Raw genomic sequence first — 23,034 nt, forward strand, 5'->3', positions numbered from 1 at the left:
GTGACTCATCCCACATCATCACGGAATAAAGAATCACAAAGAAGGCAAGCATATTAAGCCATACTATATTAAACCGCTTGAAGCGACCTGCTTAAAAACATACTTTTTGCCATTTTTGAACATCAGCATTTTCACTTTATAGTTAATATCAATTTTTTCACTTATTATTTTTATTACATCATGATTTTAAAATTACGCACTTGGACATTGCTGTTTTTCATGTTATTTGCTCACATTACTTGGGCAGACGAGGTTGTCTTCGACCTTTCCAACTACCTGAGTTGTAAACTTTTTGGCTTTACAGAACCCTCAAGTAATAATTCACACGGTGGTGACATCACCGAGGAGAAGACAGCAAAGATAAACGATGTTTCCATCACGGTTCTACCCAATCCGAACAAAGATTTTCCAAACAAGATGTGGACCAACTCATTGAGACTTTTTGGTGGCAAGCTCATTGTAAAAGCCCCCAAACCCATCAAGGAGCTGGTTATGGAGTTGAATCATGACAAATGGGGTGATCGCAATACGGCTAACAACGGCAAATTGACCAGGGGACATTGGGTTGGCGATAACAAAACCATAGAAATCAGCATCGCCTCTAACACAAGAATTCAAAAGCTCACGGTGAAATATGGCGACGTCGAAACCACACCTGGTGAACAAAAGGTTTATACCCTTCACGATTTGTGCCAAACTAAAGACGACCTGACGGATGTAGAGATTAAACTCACCGACGCGAAAGTGCTCTATTGTTTCTATACGAATGCTTGGATACGTCAAGGAGAAGATGCCATTATGTTGTACCTCACAGGAATAGACTATCAGACAAATGACGTGGTGAATGGCACATTCAGAGCCGATTTTCAAAACTACAAAGGTACTCCGGAAATCAAAGGAAACTTTATGACGACCAAGGCAGATAAGTTACAAATCGAACATAGTGAAGAGGCTGCACAGCCGATCAAGATAACCTTTGACGAATTGCTGACCAAAAAGTATCTCTCTAATTTAGTTGAACTAAAAGACATGAACGTAGAAGTGGAAGATAACAATTTCTTCATCGTGAACAATGGTCGGCGAATACAGCTATACAACAAGCTGCAATTGGACATGGAGGCTATTGAGGATGGAGCATACACCGTGCGTGGAATCGTAACACTCCACGATTACAAAGTACAACTCTACCCCACAGAGTTAATACCTTCAACAACGAGTGGCATTTATGGCATGAAAGGCAACGATAAACAGACAAATCATTATCTATACAACTTAGCTGGTCAGCGAGTGGGTAAAGATTATAAGGGAATTGTTATCTCGAACGGAAAGACTATGGTGAAGCCATGAGCCATATAGACTGATTCTTATCATCCCAATGCTATTTCAGGATAGTGTTGGGATGTTTTTTATACAGGATGGTGCCAGCACTATCGAAGTCAAATTGGGCATCACCTTTCCTGTTGCTGCTAACGATAACAGCACAAAGACATAAGCAAGCCAGCATGGGCGGAACACGAACCACAAGACCTCATGCATCACTACCTCGTCGCATGAATCTTGCAATCCAGTTCTTTCATTGAAGAAAGGTTGTTCGTTGTAGATGAAACCATCATTTCCATCTATATTAACAACGAGCGTAATGGATGCAACTACCACTTACGACACGATGCATAAATACTGTTGAATGGCAAATGCCTTATTAGTATTTGTTAACAAACCTTTCGTTTGTTAAATCAATTCTTTTTCTTTGACAAAATAAAATCGAGAAATAGACAAAACAGAGGGAATATTTTAGGCATTCAAAGCCTTCAAATCATCATCTGGTACGCTATTAACATGGAGTTGATGTGTAATTAACAAGCTTTTGCAGTCCTATGTACATGCTTTTACCGCTCTATTTACATCATATTGAAGGGCCTTTTGCATCAAAAAAAGGGATTTTCAGCCCCAAACACATTGTTTTTAATTTCGCCTCAATCTTTAAAATCCCATAAGTCATTAATAGACAAACGGATAACGAACACCTCTCATGACGAGCATATTTACGACACATGAACAAGTTGGTTGAAAAAACGCCCAGCATTTGTGTTAAAAAGATGTTGCGACAGAAGATATTTCATTGAAAAATGTTCGGTTTGATCTAAAACCGAAAAGCATCATTCTTAAACAAAAGAGCCGTGTGTTTGCAGCAAGAAACCATCAACTGCATGATAGATAAATAGTCGGAGAATATCATCCTACAAAAATAAATATCGCTATCTTTGCAACAAATTAACGAAAAACGAGTTAATAAAGAAAGAGAAAAAGAGATTTTACCCACGATATGAAAAAAGTCATTCTATATATTCTGCTACTCATGCTGTGCCCGCTGACCCTCACGGCACAATCTTCCATGTCAGACGAACAGGTTCTTGAATTCGTCATGAAAGAAAACGCCGCAGGCACCTCACAGGCACAAATCGTGACCAAGTTGATGCAGCGTGGCGTAAACATTCAACAAATCAGGAGAATAAAGGATAAATACGAACGACAGACCAAGCGCAAAGGACTGGGCAACATCGCTGACCAAACCGTAGACCAGACAGAAACACGCATGCGGCAGGCCAATGGCAATTCGAAAGACGCAAGGGCGAAATACAACACCATCAAGGAGCAAAGGAGAGATGCCAAGCAACTTTCTTCCAACAGACTGCAACCGCAGATACAGTGGCAGGACAAATATGATGAAGACAGCGAAGAGTTCAAGCTGATGCAGCAAGAACTGAACTACCTAACGCCCACCGACTCCATCAAATGGCTCAAGCAGATACTCAAGCAGCAGGCTGAAGACAAGAAAAAAGTTTTCGGTAGGGACATCTTCAACAACAAGGATTTGACCTTTGAGCCCAGCATGAATATCGCCACGCCGCAAAGTTATCGGTTGGGACCGGGCGATGCCGTGTATGTTGATATCTATGGCGCATCACAAAAGTCCATCCAGTCGACAGTATCACCCGACGGTGATATCAATATCGAAGGCTTTGGCCCCATACAGGTGAGCGGCTTGACCATTGCACAAGCCAATCAACGACTACGTGCGCAATTGGGTGCACGTTACAGCAGCAGCAAGGTGCGCCTCACGCTGGGACAGAGCCGCACCATCACCGTCAACGTGATGGGCGAAGTGCGAGCACCCGGTACTTATACCGTTTCAGCCTTCGCTTCTGTTTTCCATGCCCTGTACATGGCTGGAGGAACCAACGACTTGGGAACGCTGCGCGAAATCAAGATTTATCGCAACAACCACCTCATCTCTCAAGCCGATGTTTACGACTACATTCTAAACGGCAAGATGACGGGCAACGTGCGCCTTACGGATGGCGACGTAATTTATGTGGGACCGTACAACTGCCTGGTGAACATCACAGGAAAGGTGAAACGCCCCATGTTCTACGAGATGAAGAGCAATGAGAGCGTGGGTACGCTACTGAAATACGCAGGAGGCTTCACGGGCGACGCCTATAAAAAGGCGGTACGCTTGGTTCGCAAGACGGGTCGTGAATTTGCGGTATTCAATGTTTCCGAATTCGACATGAACACCTTCCACATTGCCGATGGCGACTCGGTATCAGTCGACTCGATTATTCAACGCTATAATAATACGGTAGAAATAAAAGGAGCCGTATTCCGTCCGGGCTTATATCAACTGGGCAACGACATCAACAGCGTGCGCACCTTGGTACAACATGCCGAAGGACTGAAGGAAGAAGCCTTCACCTCCCGTGGCGTCATTCATCGCATGAAGGAAGACCGCACCCTGGAAGTGGTGGCGGTCGACGTAGCGGGCATCATGAACGGCACCGTGGCCGACATGCCCTTGAAGGAGAACGACGTACTCTTCATCCCCACGAAACGCGAGATGATGCAACAGCAAACCATCACCATCCATGGTGAGGTACAATATCCCGGCGTGTACAAATATGCAGACAACGAAACCCTGGAAGACTTCGTGTTGCAAGCGGGCGGACTTAAAGAAACTGCATCTACCGTAAAAGTAGATGTTGCACGTCGCATCGTCAACTCCAAAGCCCTCACCACCGACTCACTCATTGCCAAGACATACACCTTTGCCTTGAAAGACGGCTTTGTGATTGACGGCGAACCCGGCTTTGTGCTTAAACCCTACGACGAAGTGTATGTACGCAAGAGTCCAGGTTACAGTACTCAGAAGAATGTAAGCGTAGAGGGCGAGGTAATGTTTGGTGGCACCTACACCATGTCCAAGCGCAACATGCGGCTCACCGACCTACTGCAAGCAGCTGGCGGCGTGACCGACTTAGCATACATTAAGGGCGCACGGTTGGAGCGCGTACCCAATGCTATAGAAAGGTCAAGAATGGAAACAGCTCTGAAGATGCAGCAAGAAGAAATGCAACGCCAATTGTTGCAGATGGCTGCCAGCAGCAACAACGCTGGCGCCATACAGCAGTTGGGACAAAATACGTCGACTGCCCAACTGAAGAAATTTGAAATTCCCGCCACATTTCCCGTAGGTATCGAACTTGATAAAGCCATCGCCGACCCCAATAGCGACGCGAACATTGTGTTGCGTGAAGGCGACCGCCTCATCCTGCCACAATATACCGCCACCGTCAAGATTAACGGAGCCGTGATGTATCCCAACACCGTGGCCTACAAAAAAGGAAAGAAAGCGAAGTATTACATCAATTCAGCCGGTGGGTTTGCACAAAACGCACGCAAGAGCAACGCCTACATAATCTACATGAACGGCATGGTAGGCAAGGTTAGCGAGGGTGCCAAAGTTAATCCTGGCTGCGAGATAGTGGTGCCCACCAAGCTGTCGCGCAAGATGAGCATCGCCGAAACCATAAGCCTGGGCAGCGGCATCACCAGCATCGCCGCCATGATAGCCACGATAGCGAATATGATGAAATAAAGAATTTTGAAGAAAGCCATACAAGTTGAGGCATCATAATGAGTAGCCAAATGAAAGAAACAAACGAACAGATTAACATATCCGAGATTATCAAACGAGTCATTCAAAAGAAATGGACATACGCCCTCATACTGTCCAGTACCTTTGCAGTGGCTTGCGCCCTGATACTTCCTGTACCAAGGTACTACAAAAGCGGCGTGTCGCTGGCACCCGAATTAGGAAACATCAATGAAGGAGGTGGTCTTTCCGACATCGCGGCATCCATGGGCTTTAACCTCAATAACACGATGTTGTCAGATGCCATCTCACCCGAGCTCTACCCAGAGTTGTTGAAATCGAATCGATTTATCTCACAACTCATCGACATCCGTGTGAAAAGTCTCGATGGAACCATCAACACCACCTATTATAATTATCTGGATAAGCATCAGAAGCCAAATCCATTGACGATTCCATTATATTTTTTGAAGAACCTTTTTAAGAAAAAAGCAGCACCAACGCCTCAAGATCATCACATCAATCATTTCCAATTGACAATGAGAGAGTATGAAATTTTCAGTGCCATCCGCAACAAAGTAACTTGCAGAGTGGACAAGAAAACAAGCCTCATCTCTATTGAAGTAGAGGATCAAGATCCATTGATTTCAGCCACCATGGCCGACTCGGTAAGATACAAGCTTCAGGAATTTATCACAGAATACCGAACTAGCAAGGCACGCCATGACATGAACTACTACAAAGAACTTACCGCAAAAGCCAAACATACTTACGAGAAAGCTCGGCAAGCATACGGCAGCTATGCTGATGCCAACATGGACATCATGTTGGAAAGCTTCAAGTCGAAGAAAGACGACTTGGAAAACGACATGCAACTCAAGTTTAACGCTTACAGTACACTGAACACACAATTGCAGGCTGCCATAGCCAAAGTTCAAGAAAAAACTCCCGTGTTTACCGTTGTGACCAATGCCACTGTTCCACTGAAGCCTGCGGGTCCCAAACGAATGATATTCGTGGCAGGTATGCTTTTCTTGGCATTCATCATAACAACTGTTTATGTTTCAAGGGATTTAATTTTCTAAGGCTTCCTAATATAAAGATGACAACCTATCAAGCCAACAATAAGAGGATAGCAAAAAACACGATGTTCTTATATATCAGAATGTTTTTTGTTTTGCTGGCCAACCTGTATATCTCACGTATATTGTTAGACACACTTGGCGTTGTTGACTATGGCATATATATGGTTGTTGCTGGTCTGGTGTCGCTATTTGGCTTTTTCAATACAACACTTGCTTCTACCCTGCAACGCTATTACAATTATGAGGGCACTCACAAACGGGAACAAGGCATTCAAGATATTTTTGCAACAGGCTGCATTATCAACCTACTGGTAGCAGTGCTTACTTTCGTCCTACTGGAATCGGTTGGTTTATGGTATCTCAATCACTATTTAGTGGTGCCTGCCGACCGAATAGAGGCTGCCACAATACTGTTTCATGCCTCTACCCTTTCGTTGGTTTTGATTATCCTTCAAATCCCGGCCACAGGACTTATCCTTGCCAAAGAGAGAATGGGATTTTACGCAGCGGGTAGTATGATTGACGTCAGCCTAAAGGTAGCAGCAGCTATGGCATTACCTTATATCGGTGGCGAACATATCTCTGTGTACGCATATTTCTTGCTTGGAATTGCCATCTTTAATTTTTTGCTATACCATGGATATGCCAAACTGTCTTTCCGTTATATTCACCTAAGTAGAAAGATAAGCCGGCAAACTGCCCGTTCGTTGTTGGCATTTACGGGATGGAACATGATGGGCACGCTGGCATTCATGCTTAGAGGACAAGGTATCAGTTTGTTGTTGAACAATTTCTTCGGTCCTATCGTTAATGCCGCACGCGGAATCTCTATGCAAATAAGTAGTGCTGTGGGACAGTTCTCCGCAAATATTACGTTAGCCTTTTCACCACAGATAACAAATGCTATTGCTGAGGAAAACGAAAAGCTTGCGGTATCCATGATGTTTACAGAGTCAAAAATATGTTTTGCCGCCATACTTATATTGATATGTCCCCTCTGTTTAGAAATTAATTATGTTTTGAAATTATGGTTAGGGGCAAATGTCCCCATTAATTCTGAGGCATATTCAATATTACTCCTTATTGACACACTAATTTGCACGCTAAATACACCTTGCACTCAAATTACACAAGCTACAGGAAAATTAAAAAATTATCAAATAGGTAGTACTTTAGTGAACTTATGCTTAATACCATTTTGTTATATTTTTCTACGATTAGGTTTTTCATCTATAAGTTCTTTTGTAATAACCATTATTTTCTCCATTATCAACCAATGTGTCTGTCTGTACTTCACTCACAAAGTTGTGAATTTTAATTTCTGTCTTTATCTGAAAAAAGTACTTCGCCCTTGCATGGTACTAACATGTATTATACCCTTAACCCTTCTCTTTGCTGTATGGAATGTTGATAGTTCATTCATGAGATTATTATTCGTTTGTTTTCTAGACGTAATTGTAGCTGTACCAACCTGCTACTATCTTCTGCTCACAAAAAAGGAACAAGCTGTGCTAAAAGCATATTTCAAAAAATAATATAACGAAAGAAGACATGGATTATAAGATTTCTATTATAGTTCCCATTTATGGTGTTGAGAAATATATAGAACGGTGTGCAAGAACGTTATTTGAACAAACACTTGAAGACATCGAATATATATTTGTCAATGATTGTACTAAAGATCGGTCTATGGAAATTCTTACTTCCATTATTAAAGATTACCCAAAAAGAAGAGAACACATCCGTATTATAAATTCTGAAGAAAATAGAGGTTCAGCAGAAACAAGGAATAAAGGGATTAAGCATGCCAGAGGTGAATACTTTACAATATGCGACAGTGATGACTGGGTAGACAAATCTGCCTATGAAACCATGTACACAAAAGGGGCTAATGAAAATGCAGACATTGTTGTATGTGATTTATACTATGCATACGACAATAAATTAGAGAGAAAAAAGGGCATGATAAATTCTATGCATGATAAATTTATCACGGATATGTTTTACCAGAGAATCCCTTGGTCATCATGGAATAAATTATTCAAGCGAACTTTGCTGTCAAATACAATACTTTATCCCTCAGAATCCATGGGGGAGGACTTTGCTCTAACCATGCAACTTGCATATTTCAGTAAAAAAAACTGTTATGTTGAACAGCCTTTATACTTCTATTATCAGCATGAACAATCGATGGTCAAAATGAAAGGTGATACTGTTGTATTCAACAAATTTGTGCAAGCCTCAATTAACCTTGAACTTATTGTTGATTTCTATAAAAGAACAGAACTTTATAAATCGATAAATGGGGCTATGGCACATACATGCTACCATACAAAGAGTCTGATACTTCCTCTTGTAAGCAAAAAAAAATACTACCATATATGGAAGAATTATTATCCAAATATAGAATGGAAGATTCTATTAGACAATAACAATTCCAAAAAGGACAGAATCAAATGTCTACTGATATTATTGAGAATTTATCCATGGATTAGTAATTGTTTAGGTCTTACTAAATGTAAATGAAACGCATACGATACATAAAAGACAATTTATACTATTACATAGGCATTGCATGTCTTTTTTTTGCAGCCTTTGCAAGTCTTTATTCGCCAGCGGCTAATACTGTTGGATTATATTTAGCTATACCTCTAGCATGCATGATAGCCACCTTATTTAACAAGGGGTTTCATACAAATATTTATGAAAAGTTGCTGTATGGGCTTTTTGTTTGGGATTGTATAGCCTACCTTTGGGCAGATAACAAAGAGCTTGCCAGCACAGAATTACACATGATTTTAGGTGCGTTCCTTTTAGTTTATTGTATCTCAATCTTTGCAAGAAAATTAAGACTTATACCCTACTTATATTTTGTATATGTACTATTATACCTCAGCGCATGGAATTACGCCATTCACAACATCTTCACAATGATGGTCGATGACAGCGACCGACTGAATGATGAGGTACTCAATGCCAATACCATGGCATATTACACTTTTTATGTCACTTTTTTATCGTTTATGCTCTGGCAGATAACAAAAAATAGATGGACAAAGCGATTATGGGCTACTTCCTTTTGGCTAATGCTTCCTGCCTCGTTTGGTGTTTCACTACTTACAGCATCTCGACAGATTATCATTATACAAGTTCCACTTTATGGTATGCTCTTATATGAGCGTTACATAAGAGGCGTGCAATTGAAAAAGAAAGTCCAGTTTTCTTTAGCAGCAGTCCTTGTTATAGTGGCTCTTTCAGGACAAATTCTCAATATCTATGAAAATAGTTTCTTGAAACAACGGGCTGAAACAGACGTGAGAGAAGATAGTAGAATGATGTTGGTATATGATGCCACGAAAGTTGCACTGCGAAACATGCCTCTTGGGGTTGGAAGTGGCAATTATCAAGGAGTATCGTGCTTTAGACAAATTTCGCATAATTCTTATTTGGAAGCGTTCGTGAACTTGGGTTTTATTGGTTTGGCTTTATATATTGCACTCATGGCTGTTTTCACTCTCCGCCAATGGCGCAGATACAAGATCCACCATCATAAAATGTATTTTTACTTTTTCACTTTTGGAGTCATTTATTCTTTTTATGGTGTGTTTTTTGTATTTTATAATGCCATTTGGCTAATATCCTTTTTCATGCTCGTTGCAGCACACAGCGAAACATATTACGCTGAACACCATAAAGAATTAAATAAAAGCAGTAGAGAAGAACTTTCAACCCATTGCGGGACAGAACAAATGCTATAAAATGAAGAAAATCCTTTTAGTTGATACCAAATATAAAGAAGGTGGACCAAAAACGGTTCATCAAAATATCTTGAACTCCTACCTCTCGAAGAAGTACGAGATTAAAGAAATAGGCATCAGCGACAGTGTGCTACATTTCAATCCTATCAAAGGCATGAAGTTCGTACGCTCTTATTGGAAACTAATCAATGCAGAGCATGCCGATGTAGCTCTCGTGCGGGGCTTGCAATATATTGGCTTTTTAATGGTTTTGGCTGCAAAACTTTCAAATGTCAAAAAAATAATTGTTTGTGTCCACGGGTCAGACTGGGATGTACCAGAAAGAACTTTCAGGAAAATAATTCTTAAATACATTATAGAACCCTTGGAAATAAGAATGGCTGATAGCATTTTTACGGTTTGCCAAGCAGAACAGAAAATTGTAAAACCTTTAAAGCTGGCTAAGGCTGGAGCTAACAAAGGTGTAATCTACAATACTTTCCCTAATGTTGACATCAATAAAATTAGCTCAGGAAAGCTTAGGAAAGAACTGAATATTCCTGAAAATAAAATCATTGTCATCTCTGTTGGGCGTGTTGTTATTCGAAAAGGACATCAATATATTATTGAGACTCTCAAAAATTTCAAAGACTCAGCCTTTGTTTTTGCCATTGTAGGAAGTGGCGATTATCTACATCACTACGAAGAGCAGTGTAAAGAAGAAATTGCCGAAAAACGTTTATTTCTTCTCGGAAATAGAACAGATGTCTACGAGCTTCTCAAAGATAGCGACATCTTCCTGTTTCCCACCCTCAACGAAAATCACTCAATGGCTCTCCTTGAAGCTATTAACATGCACTGCGCTGCCATCGTAACCAACGTAGGAGGCAATACAGAGACAATAAAAGACGGTGAGACAGGAATAGTTATCAGACCTAAAAACGCAGCCGATATTGTAAGTGCACTTTATCGGATGAAAGATAAAGAGAAAAGAAAAATTTATACACAAGCAGCCTACGCATTCTCACAAGTACAATTTTCAGTTGAAAACACGCTGGGAAAATTGGAAATATTATTCAATGAATAGACAAATGAACTCATGAAAAATAAACAACCCATTAATATTGCAACTATCATTACTTGTCACAACCGGAAGCACATGACAATGAAGGCCTTAAACTGTTTGTTTGAGGCTGCGGAAACTTATCGACAGGAAAGCGAATCCCCACTTCGATTAAAATTGTTTCTAACTGATGACGGATGTACTGATGGAACAGCAGAAAGTATAAAGCAAACATTTAGAAACGAAGATATTGTCATTCTGAAAGGTGATGGACAACTTTACTGGGCTGGTGGAATGCGCTATGCCTGGGAAGAAGCTCTGAAAGAACATTCACAATGGGATTATTATCTTTTGCTAAACGATGACACTTTCCTCTTCAAAAATGCATTCACCCAACTGTTAAACACACACAATTATGCCATCGAAAATTATACTAAGGGAGGAGTGTATGCAGGCATTACCTGTAGTTCAAATAAACAAGAGATAACCTATGGAGGTGGGATTTACAGCCATCCAATAATAGGTAAACTCGTATTGATACACCCAAAGGGACACCCACAACCTTGTCAAGTAACCTACGCTAACATTCTGCTTGTCACTAAAACCGTAGTAGATAAAATCGGAATATTTGACTCATGTTATCGGCATCGATGCGCAGACTGGGCTTACGGACTCCAAGCCAATAAAGCAGGATTACCTGTATTAGTAACAGGCTCTGTATGTGGCATTTGTGAAGATGATCATTTTTCTGAAGAAGAAGAAAAAAAACATATTAAAAAGATGTCAATACGACAACGAATAACGTATTTTTCGTCACCTCTTCGATCAGTAAAAGATGTACTTGCTTTTATGGCAAGATTTCAAAAAATAAAATATCCCATGGTCTGTGTGGCAAGATTCATCAATATTTTTTTTCCTACGCTATACTATCGGTTCAACAAAATGCGACCTGGATCCAAACAAGAATAACACAAACTTGAATAACTTTCAGATTATAAAGTATACGTCATCTCCTTCATTAAAAGCTGGAAGACTCAAATGATTATAAAAGATGACACAATCCACCAATGAACAAGATACACAATTTCAGTGACGTACAAGTAAAGACAACTCTTTGGACTTATAGAATAAACCACTTATGAACACCGATTTAGTTTCTGTCATCATCCCCTGTTATAACTCTGGTATTTATATAAAAGAGTGTGTAGATAGCATCTTACAACAAACGTATCAAAATTTTGAGATTTTGATTACAGATGATGGGTCTACTGATATATCAACAATAAAACTCTTACAGCAAATAACGCAATGTGATAAACGTATCAACGTATTTTTTTTAGATGGAAACAGTGGCCCGGCTGCAGCACGCAATAACTCGATAAAACATGCCAAAGGACGATACATCGCCTTTTGTGATAGTGATGACAAATGGCTTCCCAATAAGCTAACCGATCAAATACCATTATTCGACAATAAAGAAGTAGCTATTGTATATTCTGATTATGAAAAAATGGATGCACAAGGCAAGCGAAACAACAGGATTGTACATGCGCCTCAAAGCCTCACATACGCTAAGTACCTAAAAGGAAATACAATAGGAAATCTTACAGGCATTTACGATACTCAAAAGGTGGGAAAAGTGATGCAGAAGAATATTCATCATGAAGACTATGTGTTATGGTTGGATATTTTAAGACATGGTTGGACAGCTCTCAATACAAATACTGTAACTGCTGTCTACCGCATACATTCCAATTCTATTACAGCCAATAAGTTAAAACTATGTACATGGCAATGGTACATATACAGACACCATGAACACTTAGGCTTAATTTCTTCAATGTATTATTATTTACATTATGCATATAGAGCATTCGTTAAGTTTCTAATCTAATTTTAATATATTTGAGTATGGATTCTCAATTAAACAATAGCTTACTTACCCTTTTCAAGGCATTTATAGCTTTTTGTCATGAACATCACCTTACTTATTATGCCGCATACGGTACGGCACTGGGAGCAGTAAGACATCAAGGTATGATTCCTTGGGATGATGATATAGACGTATGGGTGCCACGAAAGGATTACGATAAACTGTTATCTCTTAGAAGTCATCTAAATGGAACAAACTATGAAATAATAGATATTAAAGATAAGGGATATTACTTATACTTTGCTAAATTTTGCGACCGTAACTCTACTATCATAGAGCGTGAGGGCGAGGCATTAATGGGATTATATTTAGATATTTTCCCTTTGGATAATTACGATAACCATAAGGGAAAGTTTCTGAAAAGAATAAATTGGATATATAGGATACTGTGGCTTGTGTATGGACGGAGTTACAGAACCTATTCTTCAATCGAGATACGCACACATCTTAAGAAAGGTGAAATTAGCTTTTTGCCAAAGTTGCTGTTTTACAACATTCTTAAACCGTTTAGGGGTATTGCCAAGATGGGTATTAAGAAGATACAAGGTGTTTTGCTTTCTATTCCAGAAACAAATAGGATATGGACTTATGACGTAAAAAGCAGTCTGAGTGTGGTATTTTCTAAAGACTGGTTCGGAGATGGAATAATATTACCTTTTGAGAATTTGGAAATAACTGTACCCTCAAACTATGACAACGTTTTGAAAACATATTATGGTGACTACATGACTCCTCCGCCAGCCACACAGCGCCAATCACAACACTACCGATATTTTATAGATTTAGACAAAAGATACTCTCGAAAGGAGATTATAGAAAAGATGTTTGGCAAAAGAATGTAACGAAAAGGAACAAAAATACGCTCGATAGGGGTTTGTTTGAAAGAACGCAACTGTCTGCCGAAAGAAATAAGATGAAGTATCAGTAGCTTGTTAGCTGATTGAATGTTATTACAATTGCATCGTAGTACGTTTACTTGTTGGAATTCACCTCATTTAAAAATATAAAGCATCGCACATAATAAGCCAAGTAAAGCTGCGTTATATGATAAAAGTTACAAGGTGAAGACAATCCCGCCCTACATCAAATACAATGACGACATCAAGAACCCTCGGTTCATTCCCGACGGTATGAACGAGTTGGAGCGTAACATCAAGCGCGCTGCCGATTTCTTGATAGCCACCATAGCACTGATAGTTTTCTCACCCTTGTTTCTGCTTTGCTACTGCTTGGTTAAGCGTGAAGACGGCGGACCCGTGATCTTCAAACAGGAACGCATCGGGCGCTTCGGCCGACCTTTCACCATTTACAAATTCCGTAGCATGTGCATCGATGCGGAGAAAGATGGACCGCAACTTTACAGACACCAACATGACAAGCGCATGACCAAAATAGGCAGATACCTGCGCACACATCACTTGGATGAACTGCCGCAGCTATGGAACGTAGTCAAAGGGGACATGGCCTTCATCGGACCACGACCGGAACGAAAGTTCTACATCGACCAAATCATGCAACACGATTCCAGGTATGCCTATCTTTACCAAATCAGGCCTGGCGTCACTTCCTACGCTACCTTGTACAACGGCTACACGGACACCATGGAAAAAATGCTGAAACGACTGGATCTCGACTTGTATTATCTGGAACATCGGTCGTGGTGGTTCGATATGAAAATACTAACCAAAACCTTCATTAACATCGCATTCGGTAAAATTTTCTAACCTTAACCCATTCAAACCTTTCACATAGAGAGAACAGGCTTCCCAATCTAAAGTCTAACTACCCAGGCAACATCCACCACCATATTATTACATGCTTAATGACAAAGATGGAGCGTTTGTAAGTATCGAATCCATAGTTCTGATAGCGGATGGCGCATAGATATTTCACTAAAATAAACCAATACAGGTAACAAAAAGAAACATTACGTCCTCTATGCGAGTTAATTTGTGTTAACGATTACATTAATTAACATAAAAACAAACAAAAATCAGGGTGGATTCCTTTACTTTGCGTTCAAATTACTAAAACTGTAAGTAAAAACAAATGGCTACTACACTCATCATCTTACAATTACTCATTGTATTTGGGTTCATCTTCATTGGTGCCCGCGTAGGCGGCATCGGTATGGGTATCTACGGTATGGTAGGTACTTTCTTATTGGTCTTTGTCTTCGGTCTGGCACCGGGAAAAGCACCTATCGATGTGATGATGATTATCGTTTCAGTCATTGTAGCAGCTTCAGCCCTACAAGCCACGGGAGGTTTAGATTATCTGGTGGGTGTCACGGGCAAGTTCTTGCGCAAGCATCCCAGTCAAATCACCTATTACGGTCCGTTGGCATGCTGGATATTCTGCCTGTTGGCAGGAACGGCGCACACCTGTTATTCACTGCTCCCCATCATTTCTGAGATTGCCCAGGCCAACAAGATTAGACCCGAAAGACCGTTGAGCGTCAGCGTCATTGCTGCTTCGCTGGGCATCACCGGTAGTCCCGTGAGTGCCGCTACGGCCGCCATCATCAGCACTGATATCCTGGGCTTGAAAGGCATCGACCTGGCTGATGTGATGATTGTGTGCATTCCTGCCTCTTTCGTAGCCATCCTCGTGGCAGCGTTTGTGCAGAACCGGATAGGCAAAGAGTTGGAAGACGACCCCATCTATCAAGCTAAGGTGGCATCTGGTGAAATCAATCCGGAAGAAGAACAGAAACGCATGCAGCAAATAAACGCCAACCCCAACCCACGCGCAAAATACTCCGTGTATGCCTTCTTGCTGGGCGTTGCGCTGGTGGTAACATTCGGTTTGTTCCCTCAACTGAAGCCTCATCACATGGTAGACGGTGTAATGACGCCGATAGCCACCTCCGAGATGATCGAGATTGTGATGATGTCGGCGGCTGCGTTGATTCTCCTTGTGGGCAAGGGCAATGTGGCCACAGCTGCCAAGGGAACTGTCTTCGCTGCCGGCATGAACGCCATGGTGAGCATCTTCGGTATTGCCTGGATGGGCGACACCTTCTTCAACGGCAACAAAGACTTCTTCGTCACTCACCTGGCCGATTGGGTACAAGCAGCTCCCTTCTTGTTCGCCGTCATCCTCTTCATCATGAGCATCATGCTGTTCTCACAGGCAGCCACCGTGCGCACCATCTATCCCCTGGGTGTGTTGCTGGGCATCAACCCGCTATACCTGTTGGCGATGTTCCCTGCCTGCAACGGTTATTTCTTCATGCCCAACTACCCCACCGAGGTGGCAGCCATCAATTTTGACCGAACCGGCACCACGCGCATCGGTCGGTACGTCATCAATCATAGTTTCCAGTTGTCAGGATTCATCACAACCATCGTGTCCATCGCACTGGCTTTCTTGATCACGCAATTATTTTATTGATATCATATTTAATCACTTAAAAACAATTTATTATGAAACATTTACGTATCAACATCCTGGTGATTGTTGCATTGTTCGTTACCGTTGGTCTATGTGCCAAACCTAAGGTTCGCATCCTGGCAACAGGTGGCACCATTGCTGGTGTATCCACAAGTTCTACCTCATCGGCTTACAATGCCGGCCAACTGGGCGTGGAAACCTTGATTGCTGCCGTTCCGCAGATTAAAGACATCGCTGACGTATCGGGTGAGCAAATTTGCAACATCGGTAGTCAGGACATGAACGACCAAGTGTGGCTGAAACTGGCCAAACGAATCAACCAGCTGCTCAACCAAGAAGGTTACGACGGCGTGCTGATTACTCATGGAACCGACACCATGGAAGAGACTGCTTACTTCTTGAGCCTCACCGTACACAGCAACAAGCCTGTCATCTTGGTAGGTGCCATGCGTTCGGCCACAGCCATCTCTGCTGACGGACCCGCCAACCTGTACAATGCAGTGGCTGCCATTGCTACACCCGAATCGCGCGACAAGGGCGTGATGGTTTGCATGAACGACCAACTGTTTGACGCCAAATCGGTCATCAAGACACACACCACCGACTGCGGTACGTTCAAGGGTGGCATCTATGGTCAAATTGGTAACGTGTTCAATGGCAAGGCTTACTATCTGCAAACACCAGCCTACAAGCGCGGAACAGAATCAGTATTCAACGTGGACAACCTCGACAAGTTGCCACAGGTGGGCATCATCTACGGTTACTCCAACTGCTCTGACCTTCCTATCAAGGCATTCGTTGATGCCAAGTACGATGGCATCGTGTTGGCAGGTGTTGGCGACGGCAACTTCTACAAAGACGTTTTCGACGTAGCTATCAAAGCACAGAACAGCGGCATCCAAATCGTTCGTTCAAGCCGTGTACCCACAGGTCCTACCAACTTGAATGCTGAGGTAGATGACAACAAATATCATTTCGTGGCATCTCTCAACCTCAATCCTCAGAAGGCACGCGTATTGTTGATGCTGGCTTTGACGAAAACACACGACTGGCAGCAAATTCAGAAATACTACCAAGAATATTAATTCCTATCATTGACAACAGGAATAAACATAATGAACATGAAAAAAATAATGATGATTTGCGCCATGATGTCTTTGGCACTGGGCGCAAGCGCACAAGGTAACAATACAGGCATGGGTGGCGAAGATGGCAATTACGAGTCATTGGCAAGCCGTCTGTTCAAATTGGAGAAGAAAAGCGACGCATTCAACGTGTACTTCAACTATGCGTCTTCCTTCCAAGAGGCCTACGATGGCAACGACTGGGGTTCGTCCTTCAAGAACAAGCAAGCCCGATTGGAAATCAAAGGTTCTTTCGGCAAACTCTCTTATCGTTTCCGTCACCGCTTGAACAAAGCCAATGGTGCGCAGGGCGAGGACAACTTTGCCAAGGCAACCGACATCCTTTCGGTTGGTTATCAGGTCACCGACAAGCTCGGTATCACGGGTGGTAAGATGTGTCAAAACTGGGGTGGATTCGAATTTGACGAAAACCCCATGTACATCTACCAATACTCTGACATGGTTGACAATATGGATAACTTCATGGCCGGCGTAAACTTCGCATTCAAACCCGTGGAATCTCAGGAGTTCAACCTGAACATCACCAATGCTTACAACAACAAGTTGGCTCAAGAATACGGAGCTGACCTCAAAGTGATGAAAGAGAATGGAAAGACTGAAGCTGTGGAAGCTGCCAAACATCCATTGACCTACATCTTGTTGTGGAATGGTAATTTCTTTGGCGATAAGCTACAAACGCGTTGGTCAGTGGGCACACAGACACAGGCCAAGGATCAGAGCAGCCAGATGGTGATGCTCGGTCAAAAGCTCAACTTGCCCACCTTCCAGTGGTATTTCGACTACATGGGTGCCTTTGACGACGTTGACCGTCTGGGCATTGCCACCAGCGACTTGTCTGCATTCCGCGGAAAAGGCAACGTGCGCTACGGCAAGGTAAACTACAACTCGTTCATAACCAAAGTTAATTGGCAGTTCGTTCCACAGTGGAACCTGATGCTCAAAGGTATGTACGAGACGGCAAGTGTCAGCAAGATAGAAGAACTCAAGAACTACCGTAAGTCCTTTGGTTACTTTGCCAGCTTGGAATATTATCCTGTCAAGTCACAAGACTGCCGCGTATTCTTGTCATACATCGGCCGCAACTACAAGTTCACCGATAAGAGCAAACTGGCTGACTACAACACCAGTCGCATCGAACTGGGCTTCATGTACAGAATCAAGGCGTTCTAACAACAGCCCTTTAACAGCAAGATGAACGTGAGACACCCCTCGTGTCCACGTTCGTCTGTTATGACGAACCATGACAAACACAGAAAAACAACTACATAAATCAATAGTAAACACAATGGAACAAAACGAAAAATACAGAGTAGAGTCTGATCTCTTGGGCGAATTACAAGTGCCCGCAGACGCTTATTATGGTGTTCAAACGCAGCGCGCCATCAACAATTATCGCATTTCCAACACTAAGATGTGCGATTATCCCCAGTTTATCATGGCCATCGCATACGTCAAGAAGGCAGCTGCCGCAGCCAACGCTGAGCTGGGTGCCCTTGACAAAAACATTGCAGATCACATCTGTCAAGCTGCCGATGATATCATCGGAGGCAAGTTGTGGGACAACTTCTGCATTGACATGGTACAGGGTGGAGCCGGCACATCCGTGAACATGAACGCCAACGAGGTGATTGCCAACCGCGCACTGGAGTTGATGGGATATGAGAAAGGTGACTATGTGCACTGCTACCCCAACGACCATGTCAACTGCGGCCAGTCTACCAACGACGCTTATCCAACGTCTTTACGCTATGCGGCTTATCGCATGAACAAAGACTTGTTGAAGAGCTTGAAAGCACTTGTAGACTGCTTGCGCGTCAAGGCCAACGAGTTTAAAGACGCTGTGAAGATGGGTCGCACCCAATTGCAAGACGCTGTGCCCATGACATCGGGACAAGAGTTCGCCGCTTTTGCCAACACATTAGAAGACGAGCTTGAATACATCGAATACAATGCCAAGAAGCTGCTCACCATCAACATGGGTGCCACGGCCATTGGCACAGGTCTCAATGCAGTACCAGGCTATGCTGATTTGGTAACTGAGTATCTCACCAAGTTCACCGGCGACAAGTTTGTGAAGGCCAAAGATATGATTGCAGCCACACCAGACACCGGTGATTATGTAAGCTACTCAGGAGCATTGAAGCGATTGGCAGTCAAGTTATCCAAGATTTGCAACGACCTCCGTCTCATGGCTTCAGGTCCTCGCTGCGGTTTGTACGAAATCAATCTGCCCCCCATGGCACCAGGTTCTTCCATCATGCCGGGCAAGGTGAACCCTGTCATACCAGAGGTAACCAACCAAGTGTGCTTCAAGGTCATCGGTAACGACATGGCCATCACCATGGCTGCCGAGGCCGGACAGCTGCAACTCAACGTCATGGAGCCTGTCATCGTAGAGTGCATGTTTGAAAGCATCACCTGGATGACCAACGTCATGAACACCTTCAGGGAGAAATGCGTAAGCGGCATCACCTTGAACGAGAAGCACAATCTCGACATGGTGAAACATTCCATCGGCATCGTCACGGCGCTGAACCCATACATTGGGTACAAAAACAGCACCAAGGTTGCCAAGGAAGCATTGGAAACAGGTAAGAGTCTGCACGAGATTGTGGTGGAAAAGAATCTCATGAGTGCCGAAGAGGTTGACAAGATTCTCGACCCCAAGGCCATGTTGCAATCACACAACCTATAAGTATGGGGCGAAAGCCCTGACAACATGATAGGGGGATGCGTCATCATTTTGATGCACCCCCTTTTCTTTTTGTTTCAACAACGAATGTACATGATTGTTGATAAACAACGAATGAACTTGATTGTTGATGAACAACGAATTTAACGAATTTAACGAATCAACTAAACAAGACCATGAACGCCAGCGTTCATTGATTCCAACAATCGGATTCGTTAAATTCGTTAAATTCGTTGTTAAAACAAAAATTAACCATGTCGTTAGCTTTTGCCAAATTCGTTTGATTCGGTGAACGCCGGCGTTCATTGACTCCAACAATCGGATTCGTTAAATTCGCTAAATTCGTTGTTAAAACAAAAATAAGGTTGACGACAAACGACCTTTTGAAGTGAAAGAACCATCCGATGCAAACACAACAAATTCACGGACTGAAAGCCCAAAAGCTTATAGCCCAGGGTATCATCCTGTAGTTTCCTGATTTAGGTTGACTACTCCTATGCCTAATCCCCAATCAAAGTTGACTGAGTTAAACGTTATTACTGATGTTAGTTGACTATTGTTGTCTCTGCCGCCTTTTGTTTATCATCCATAGATCGATCGGCATAGGTGTAGACCGAAGTTGGAAATTAGTTCCTGTTCATCACGCTTTCCGCCAGCAAATACACTCGCGTACCGAGTGTTTGCGGCCAACGGTCATTCGGATTCTCGTCTAATGCCCTTGCCCGTTCTATTGCATCTTCCACGTGAGCTATCAAAGCTAGTGCATCGTAGGATGACTCGTGATAAGACCCCATATTTTTACGCAATCGTACCTTCAAATATGGGTCAGCATTTCTAGACTTTCTGCGATTCTCCATCCATTGTTTCTGTTCTTCTGGGGGCAGCGATGCTGCATCTTCTATATGCAATAATAACCAAAGTTCAAAACAAGGATTGCTCAAAGCCATGTGCATAGCAACTTCCTGCGAACATTCCGTGGCAACACGAGAAAGCATGGCCTCAGTCCAGCGGTCTTTGTCCGCTACTAACCAGAGTTCGTCGTCTGCTTCTAACTCATATTGGCTTTTGTAGTCATTGAGCTGTTTTAACACATGTTCTGGGCTGGAGTTGTTCTGTTCATCTATACTACGTTCCAAAATATGTACATGCACGCGCGGATTGGTATATTCTTTGGCTAATGCCTTGAAATATATCCGCTCCGTGGCTTTGCCCTCGGAGGCTATGACTATAAGGCGAGCGTCACGAAATGCCTCGCGACGTTCGCGCATCAAACTATTCCTGCTTCGCATCGTCCCAATGAATATTATTCAGTTCGCCAAAGAATGGAATCGCTCCATAGCGACCGTTCAGATAACCTTTCTGCACATTCTCTCTCGGTTTGTACTCACAGAGTGAAGACAAATGGCTTTCTCCTTTCTTGTCTTTCTCTACAAACCAAACTTCATCCTGACGTATAGGGGCTGAAGAAAGTAGATTTGATTCGTGTGTCGTGCATATTAACTGCATTTGCGAATCGCTTCTAAGCAGACTGTTATACATCTCTAATAATTTCAATGTCAACATTGGATGCAGACTCCTGTCAACCTCGTCAATCACATAGACTGCATCATTAGCACGCATATCGATAAGCATTGGAATGAAGTCAAACAAACGTGACGTTCCATCAGACTCTTCGAACATTTCGAAGATATAGTCCGAGTTGCTGTCGTCCTTTTTGTGAATGGTTTTCAGCTCATACCACTTCAGATTCTTCGACTTATCTTTTTCTGCAAAGATGAAGCGGTTCTCATTGTGAATTACCACGCCAGTTTCGGAGCCTTTTCCTTCAAGACTTTCCTCAATCTTTTGCCTGATTTCGTCGGGAATGCCCAAATCTTCAGGTTTAGACTCTATGCGACGAAGGTCTGAGATACCTGTGCCAAAATAATTTAGCAATTCACGCATAATAGTTCTGAACTGGGTGTCGTTCACAACTCGGAATGGGAAATCCGTTCTGTGTGTATTGGGGAAGATGATATTCAGATTCTCAAACCATTTACTAGCAGACTTAATTACATCTATTCCCTTTCCGTTACGCTTGATATACTCACTTAAGAAAGTACCCTTGGTGGGAGTACCATCAATCAGGAACTTCAAGAATTGTCCATCCTCATTCTTCAAGAACTGAGGTGCAATAGTATTATCCCAACTGTCACCATTGCGTTTGCGCTCAAAGATCATGGTGTCATTGCGGCTGCCAGTCTTATATAGCCATTCCTCAAGCAAGCCCCCCTTCGAGAAAGCTACACCGTAAGCAAAAAACTGACTATCTACCTTAAACTCCAGTTCAATGCTTGAACGTTCTTGGGGATCGTCCGTCATCTTGAAGTAATTATATTTGAGGTTGCTCCAACCTTTCAAAGCAAACTCCTTGATTATAGCCAAACATTTTATGATATTTGATTTTCCAGAAGCATTGGCGCCGTAAATCAATCCCATACGGAGCACGGATATATCATCCCGTTTCTCCGCACGTGACACTTGTAACGGCAATTGGTCGCTTTTGCTAGCTGTGAACAAGATGCGTGTTTCCTCGTTAAACGAGTAAATGTTTTCAAATTTGGCTGACAATAACATAATGACGTCTGATATTTCGTAAAATTTCGATGTAAAGATAATAAATTATTTCAAAACAAAGACATTTGCTTTCGTTAAATATGTATAAATACGACAAAAGACGTGTGTCGTATCGCCATTTTGTCATTTTTCAACATGATATTGTCTTAAATTTGACCTTACCTTAATGCTTGCAAGGTTAATATAAAGCGAATCAACTAAACAACACAATCAACTAAACAAGACCATGAACGCAAGCGTTCTGCGAATAAAACAAATTTGCCAACATAACCATGTCGTGTGCTTTTGCCAAATTCGTTTGACTCGGTGAACGCCGGCGTTCATTGATTCCAACAATCGGATTCGTTAAATTCGATAAATTCGTTGTTAAAACAAAAATAAGGTTGACGACAAACGACCATTTGAAGTGAAAGAACCATCCGATGCAAACACAA

General features: G+C 42.3%; 17 protein-coding genes. 15 read left to right on the forward strand and 2 right to left on the reverse strand.

Going from position 1 to position 23,034, the window contains the following annotated elements:
- Nucleotides 1-180 precede the first annotated feature (180 nt).
- The 15 genes from HMPREF0650_RS00095 to HMPREF0650_RS00170 all read left to right on the forward strand — a co-directional run bounded on the left by HMPREF0650_RS00095 (nucleotide 181) and on the right by HMPREF0650_RS00170 (nucleotide 19,987).
- Nucleotides 181-1,347, forward strand: coding sequence for a hypothetical protein (locus HMPREF0650_RS00095; protein ID WP_004347334.1), 1,167 nt, complete (start codon nucleotides 181-183; stop codon nucleotides 1,345-1,347).
- 976 nt (nucleotides 1,348-2,323) lie between these two features.
- Nucleotides 2,324-4,936, forward strand: coding sequence for an SLBB domain-containing protein (locus HMPREF0650_RS00105; protein WP_004347336.1), 2,613 nt, complete (start codon nucleotides 2,324-2,326; stop codon nucleotides 4,934-4,936).
- Nucleotides 4,937-4,986: 50 nt separating this feature from the next.
- Nucleotides 4,987-6,018, forward strand: coding sequence for a GumC domain-containing protein (locus tag HMPREF0650_RS00110; RefSeq protein ID WP_155813524.1), 1,032 nt, complete (start codon nucleotides 4,987-4,989; stop codon nucleotides 6,016-6,018).
- Nucleotides 6,019-6,035: 17 nt separating this feature from the next.
- Nucleotides 6,036-7,553, forward strand: coding sequence for a lipopolysaccharide biosynthesis protein (locus tag HMPREF0650_RS00115; protein WP_004347339.1), 1,518 nt, complete (start codon nucleotides 6,036-6,038; stop codon nucleotides 7,551-7,553).
- Nucleotides 7,554-7,569: 16 nt separating this feature from the next.
- Nucleotides 7,570-8,544, forward strand: coding sequence for a glycosyltransferase family 2 protein (locus HMPREF0650_RS00120; protein WP_004347341.1), 975 nt, complete (start codon nucleotides 7,570-7,572; stop codon nucleotides 8,542-8,544).
- Nucleotides 8,541-9,776, forward strand: a complete 1,236-nt coding sequence (locus HMPREF0650_RS00125) for an O-antigen ligase family protein (protein WP_004347342.1) — start codon at nucleotides 8,541-8,543, stop codon at nucleotides 9,774-9,776. The genes HMPREF0650_RS00120 and HMPREF0650_RS00125 overlap by 4 nt, the downstream gene beginning before the upstream one ends.
- Before the next feature lies 1 nt (nucleotide 9,777).
- Complete coding sequence (locus HMPREF0650_RS00130) at nucleotides 9,778-10,842, forward strand: glycosyltransferase (RefSeq protein ID WP_004347344.1); 1,065 nt, start codon at nucleotides 9,778-9,780, stop codon at nucleotides 10,840-10,842.
- Nucleotides 10,843-10,854: 12 nt separating this feature from the next.
- Entirely contained in the window at nucleotides 10,855-11,787 is a 933-nt protein-coding gene (locus HMPREF0650_RS00135) for a glycosyltransferase family 2 protein (protein WP_004347346.1), read from the forward strand.
- Between the two features lie 169 nt (nucleotides 11,788-11,956).
- A complete protein-coding gene (locus HMPREF0650_RS00140; protein WP_004347348.1) occupies nucleotides 11,957-12,712 on the forward strand; it encodes a glycosyltransferase family 2 protein in 756 nt (251 codons plus the stop codon).
- A 17-nt stretch (nucleotides 12,713-12,729) separates the two neighbouring features.
- Nucleotides 12,730-13,593 carry a LicD family protein gene (locus HMPREF0650_RS00145; RefSeq protein ID WP_004347349.1) on the forward strand — a complete coding sequence of 288 codons (864 nt, stop codon included), beginning with the start codon at nucleotides 12,730-12,732 and terminating at the stop codon, nucleotides 13,591-13,593.
- 288 nt (nucleotides 13,594-13,881) lie between these two features.
- Nucleotides 13,882-14,475, forward strand: a complete 594-nt coding sequence (locus HMPREF0650_RS00150) for a sugar transferase (RefSeq protein ID WP_081454819.1) — start codon at nucleotides 13,882-13,884, stop codon at nucleotides 14,473-14,475.
- A 325-nt stretch (nucleotides 14,476-14,800) separates the two neighbouring features.
- Entirely contained in the window at nucleotides 14,801-16,147 is a 1,347-nt protein-coding gene (locus HMPREF0650_RS00155; protein ID WP_004347351.1) for an anaerobic C4-dicarboxylate transporter family protein, read from the forward strand.
- Between the two features lie 32 nt (nucleotides 16,148-16,179).
- Entirely contained in the window at nucleotides 16,180-17,232 is a 1,053-nt protein-coding gene (gene ansB / locus HMPREF0650_RS00160) for an L-asparaginase 2 (protein ID WP_004347353.1), read from the forward strand.
- Between the two features lie 36 nt (nucleotides 17,233-17,268).
- The gene (locus HMPREF0650_RS00165) at nucleotides 17,269-18,462 is read left to right on the forward strand and encodes a porin (RefSeq protein ID WP_040561857.1); all 1,194 of its coding nucleotides are present in this window, start codon (nucleotides 17,269-17,271) and stop codon (nucleotides 18,460-18,462) included.
- 115 nt (nucleotides 18,463-18,577) lie between these two features.
- The gene (locus HMPREF0650_RS00170; protein ID WP_004347356.1) at nucleotides 18,578-19,987 is read left to right on the forward strand and encodes an aspartate ammonia-lyase; all 1,410 of its coding nucleotides are present in this window, start codon (nucleotides 18,578-18,580) and stop codon (nucleotides 19,985-19,987) included.
- A gap of 623 nt (nucleotides 19,988-20,610) precedes the next feature.
- Here HMPREF0650_RS00170 and HMPREF0650_RS00175 read toward each other — a convergent pair.
- Both HMPREF0650_RS00175 and HMPREF0650_RS00180 read right to left on the reverse strand, forming a co-directional pair.
- Nucleotides 20,611-21,252 carry an RloB family protein gene (locus HMPREF0650_RS00175; RefSeq protein ID WP_004347359.1) on the reverse strand — a complete coding sequence of 214 codons (642 nt, stop codon included), beginning with the start codon at nucleotides 21,250-21,252 and terminating at the stop codon, nucleotides 20,611-20,613.
- A gap of 4 nt (nucleotides 21,253-21,256) precedes the next feature.
- Nucleotides 21,257-22,600: an AAA family ATPase gene (locus HMPREF0650_RS00180; protein WP_004347361.1), complete on the reverse strand. Its 1,344-nt coding sequence runs from the start codon at nucleotides 22,598-22,600 to the stop codon at nucleotides 21,257-21,259.
- Nucleotides 22,601-23,034 lie beyond the last annotated feature (434 nt).

The organism is Hoylesella buccalis ATCC 35310 (genome assembly GCF_000177075.1).
Classification (GTDB): Bacteria; Bacteroidota; Bacteroidia; order Bacteroidales; family Bacteroidaceae; genus Prevotella; species Prevotella buccalis.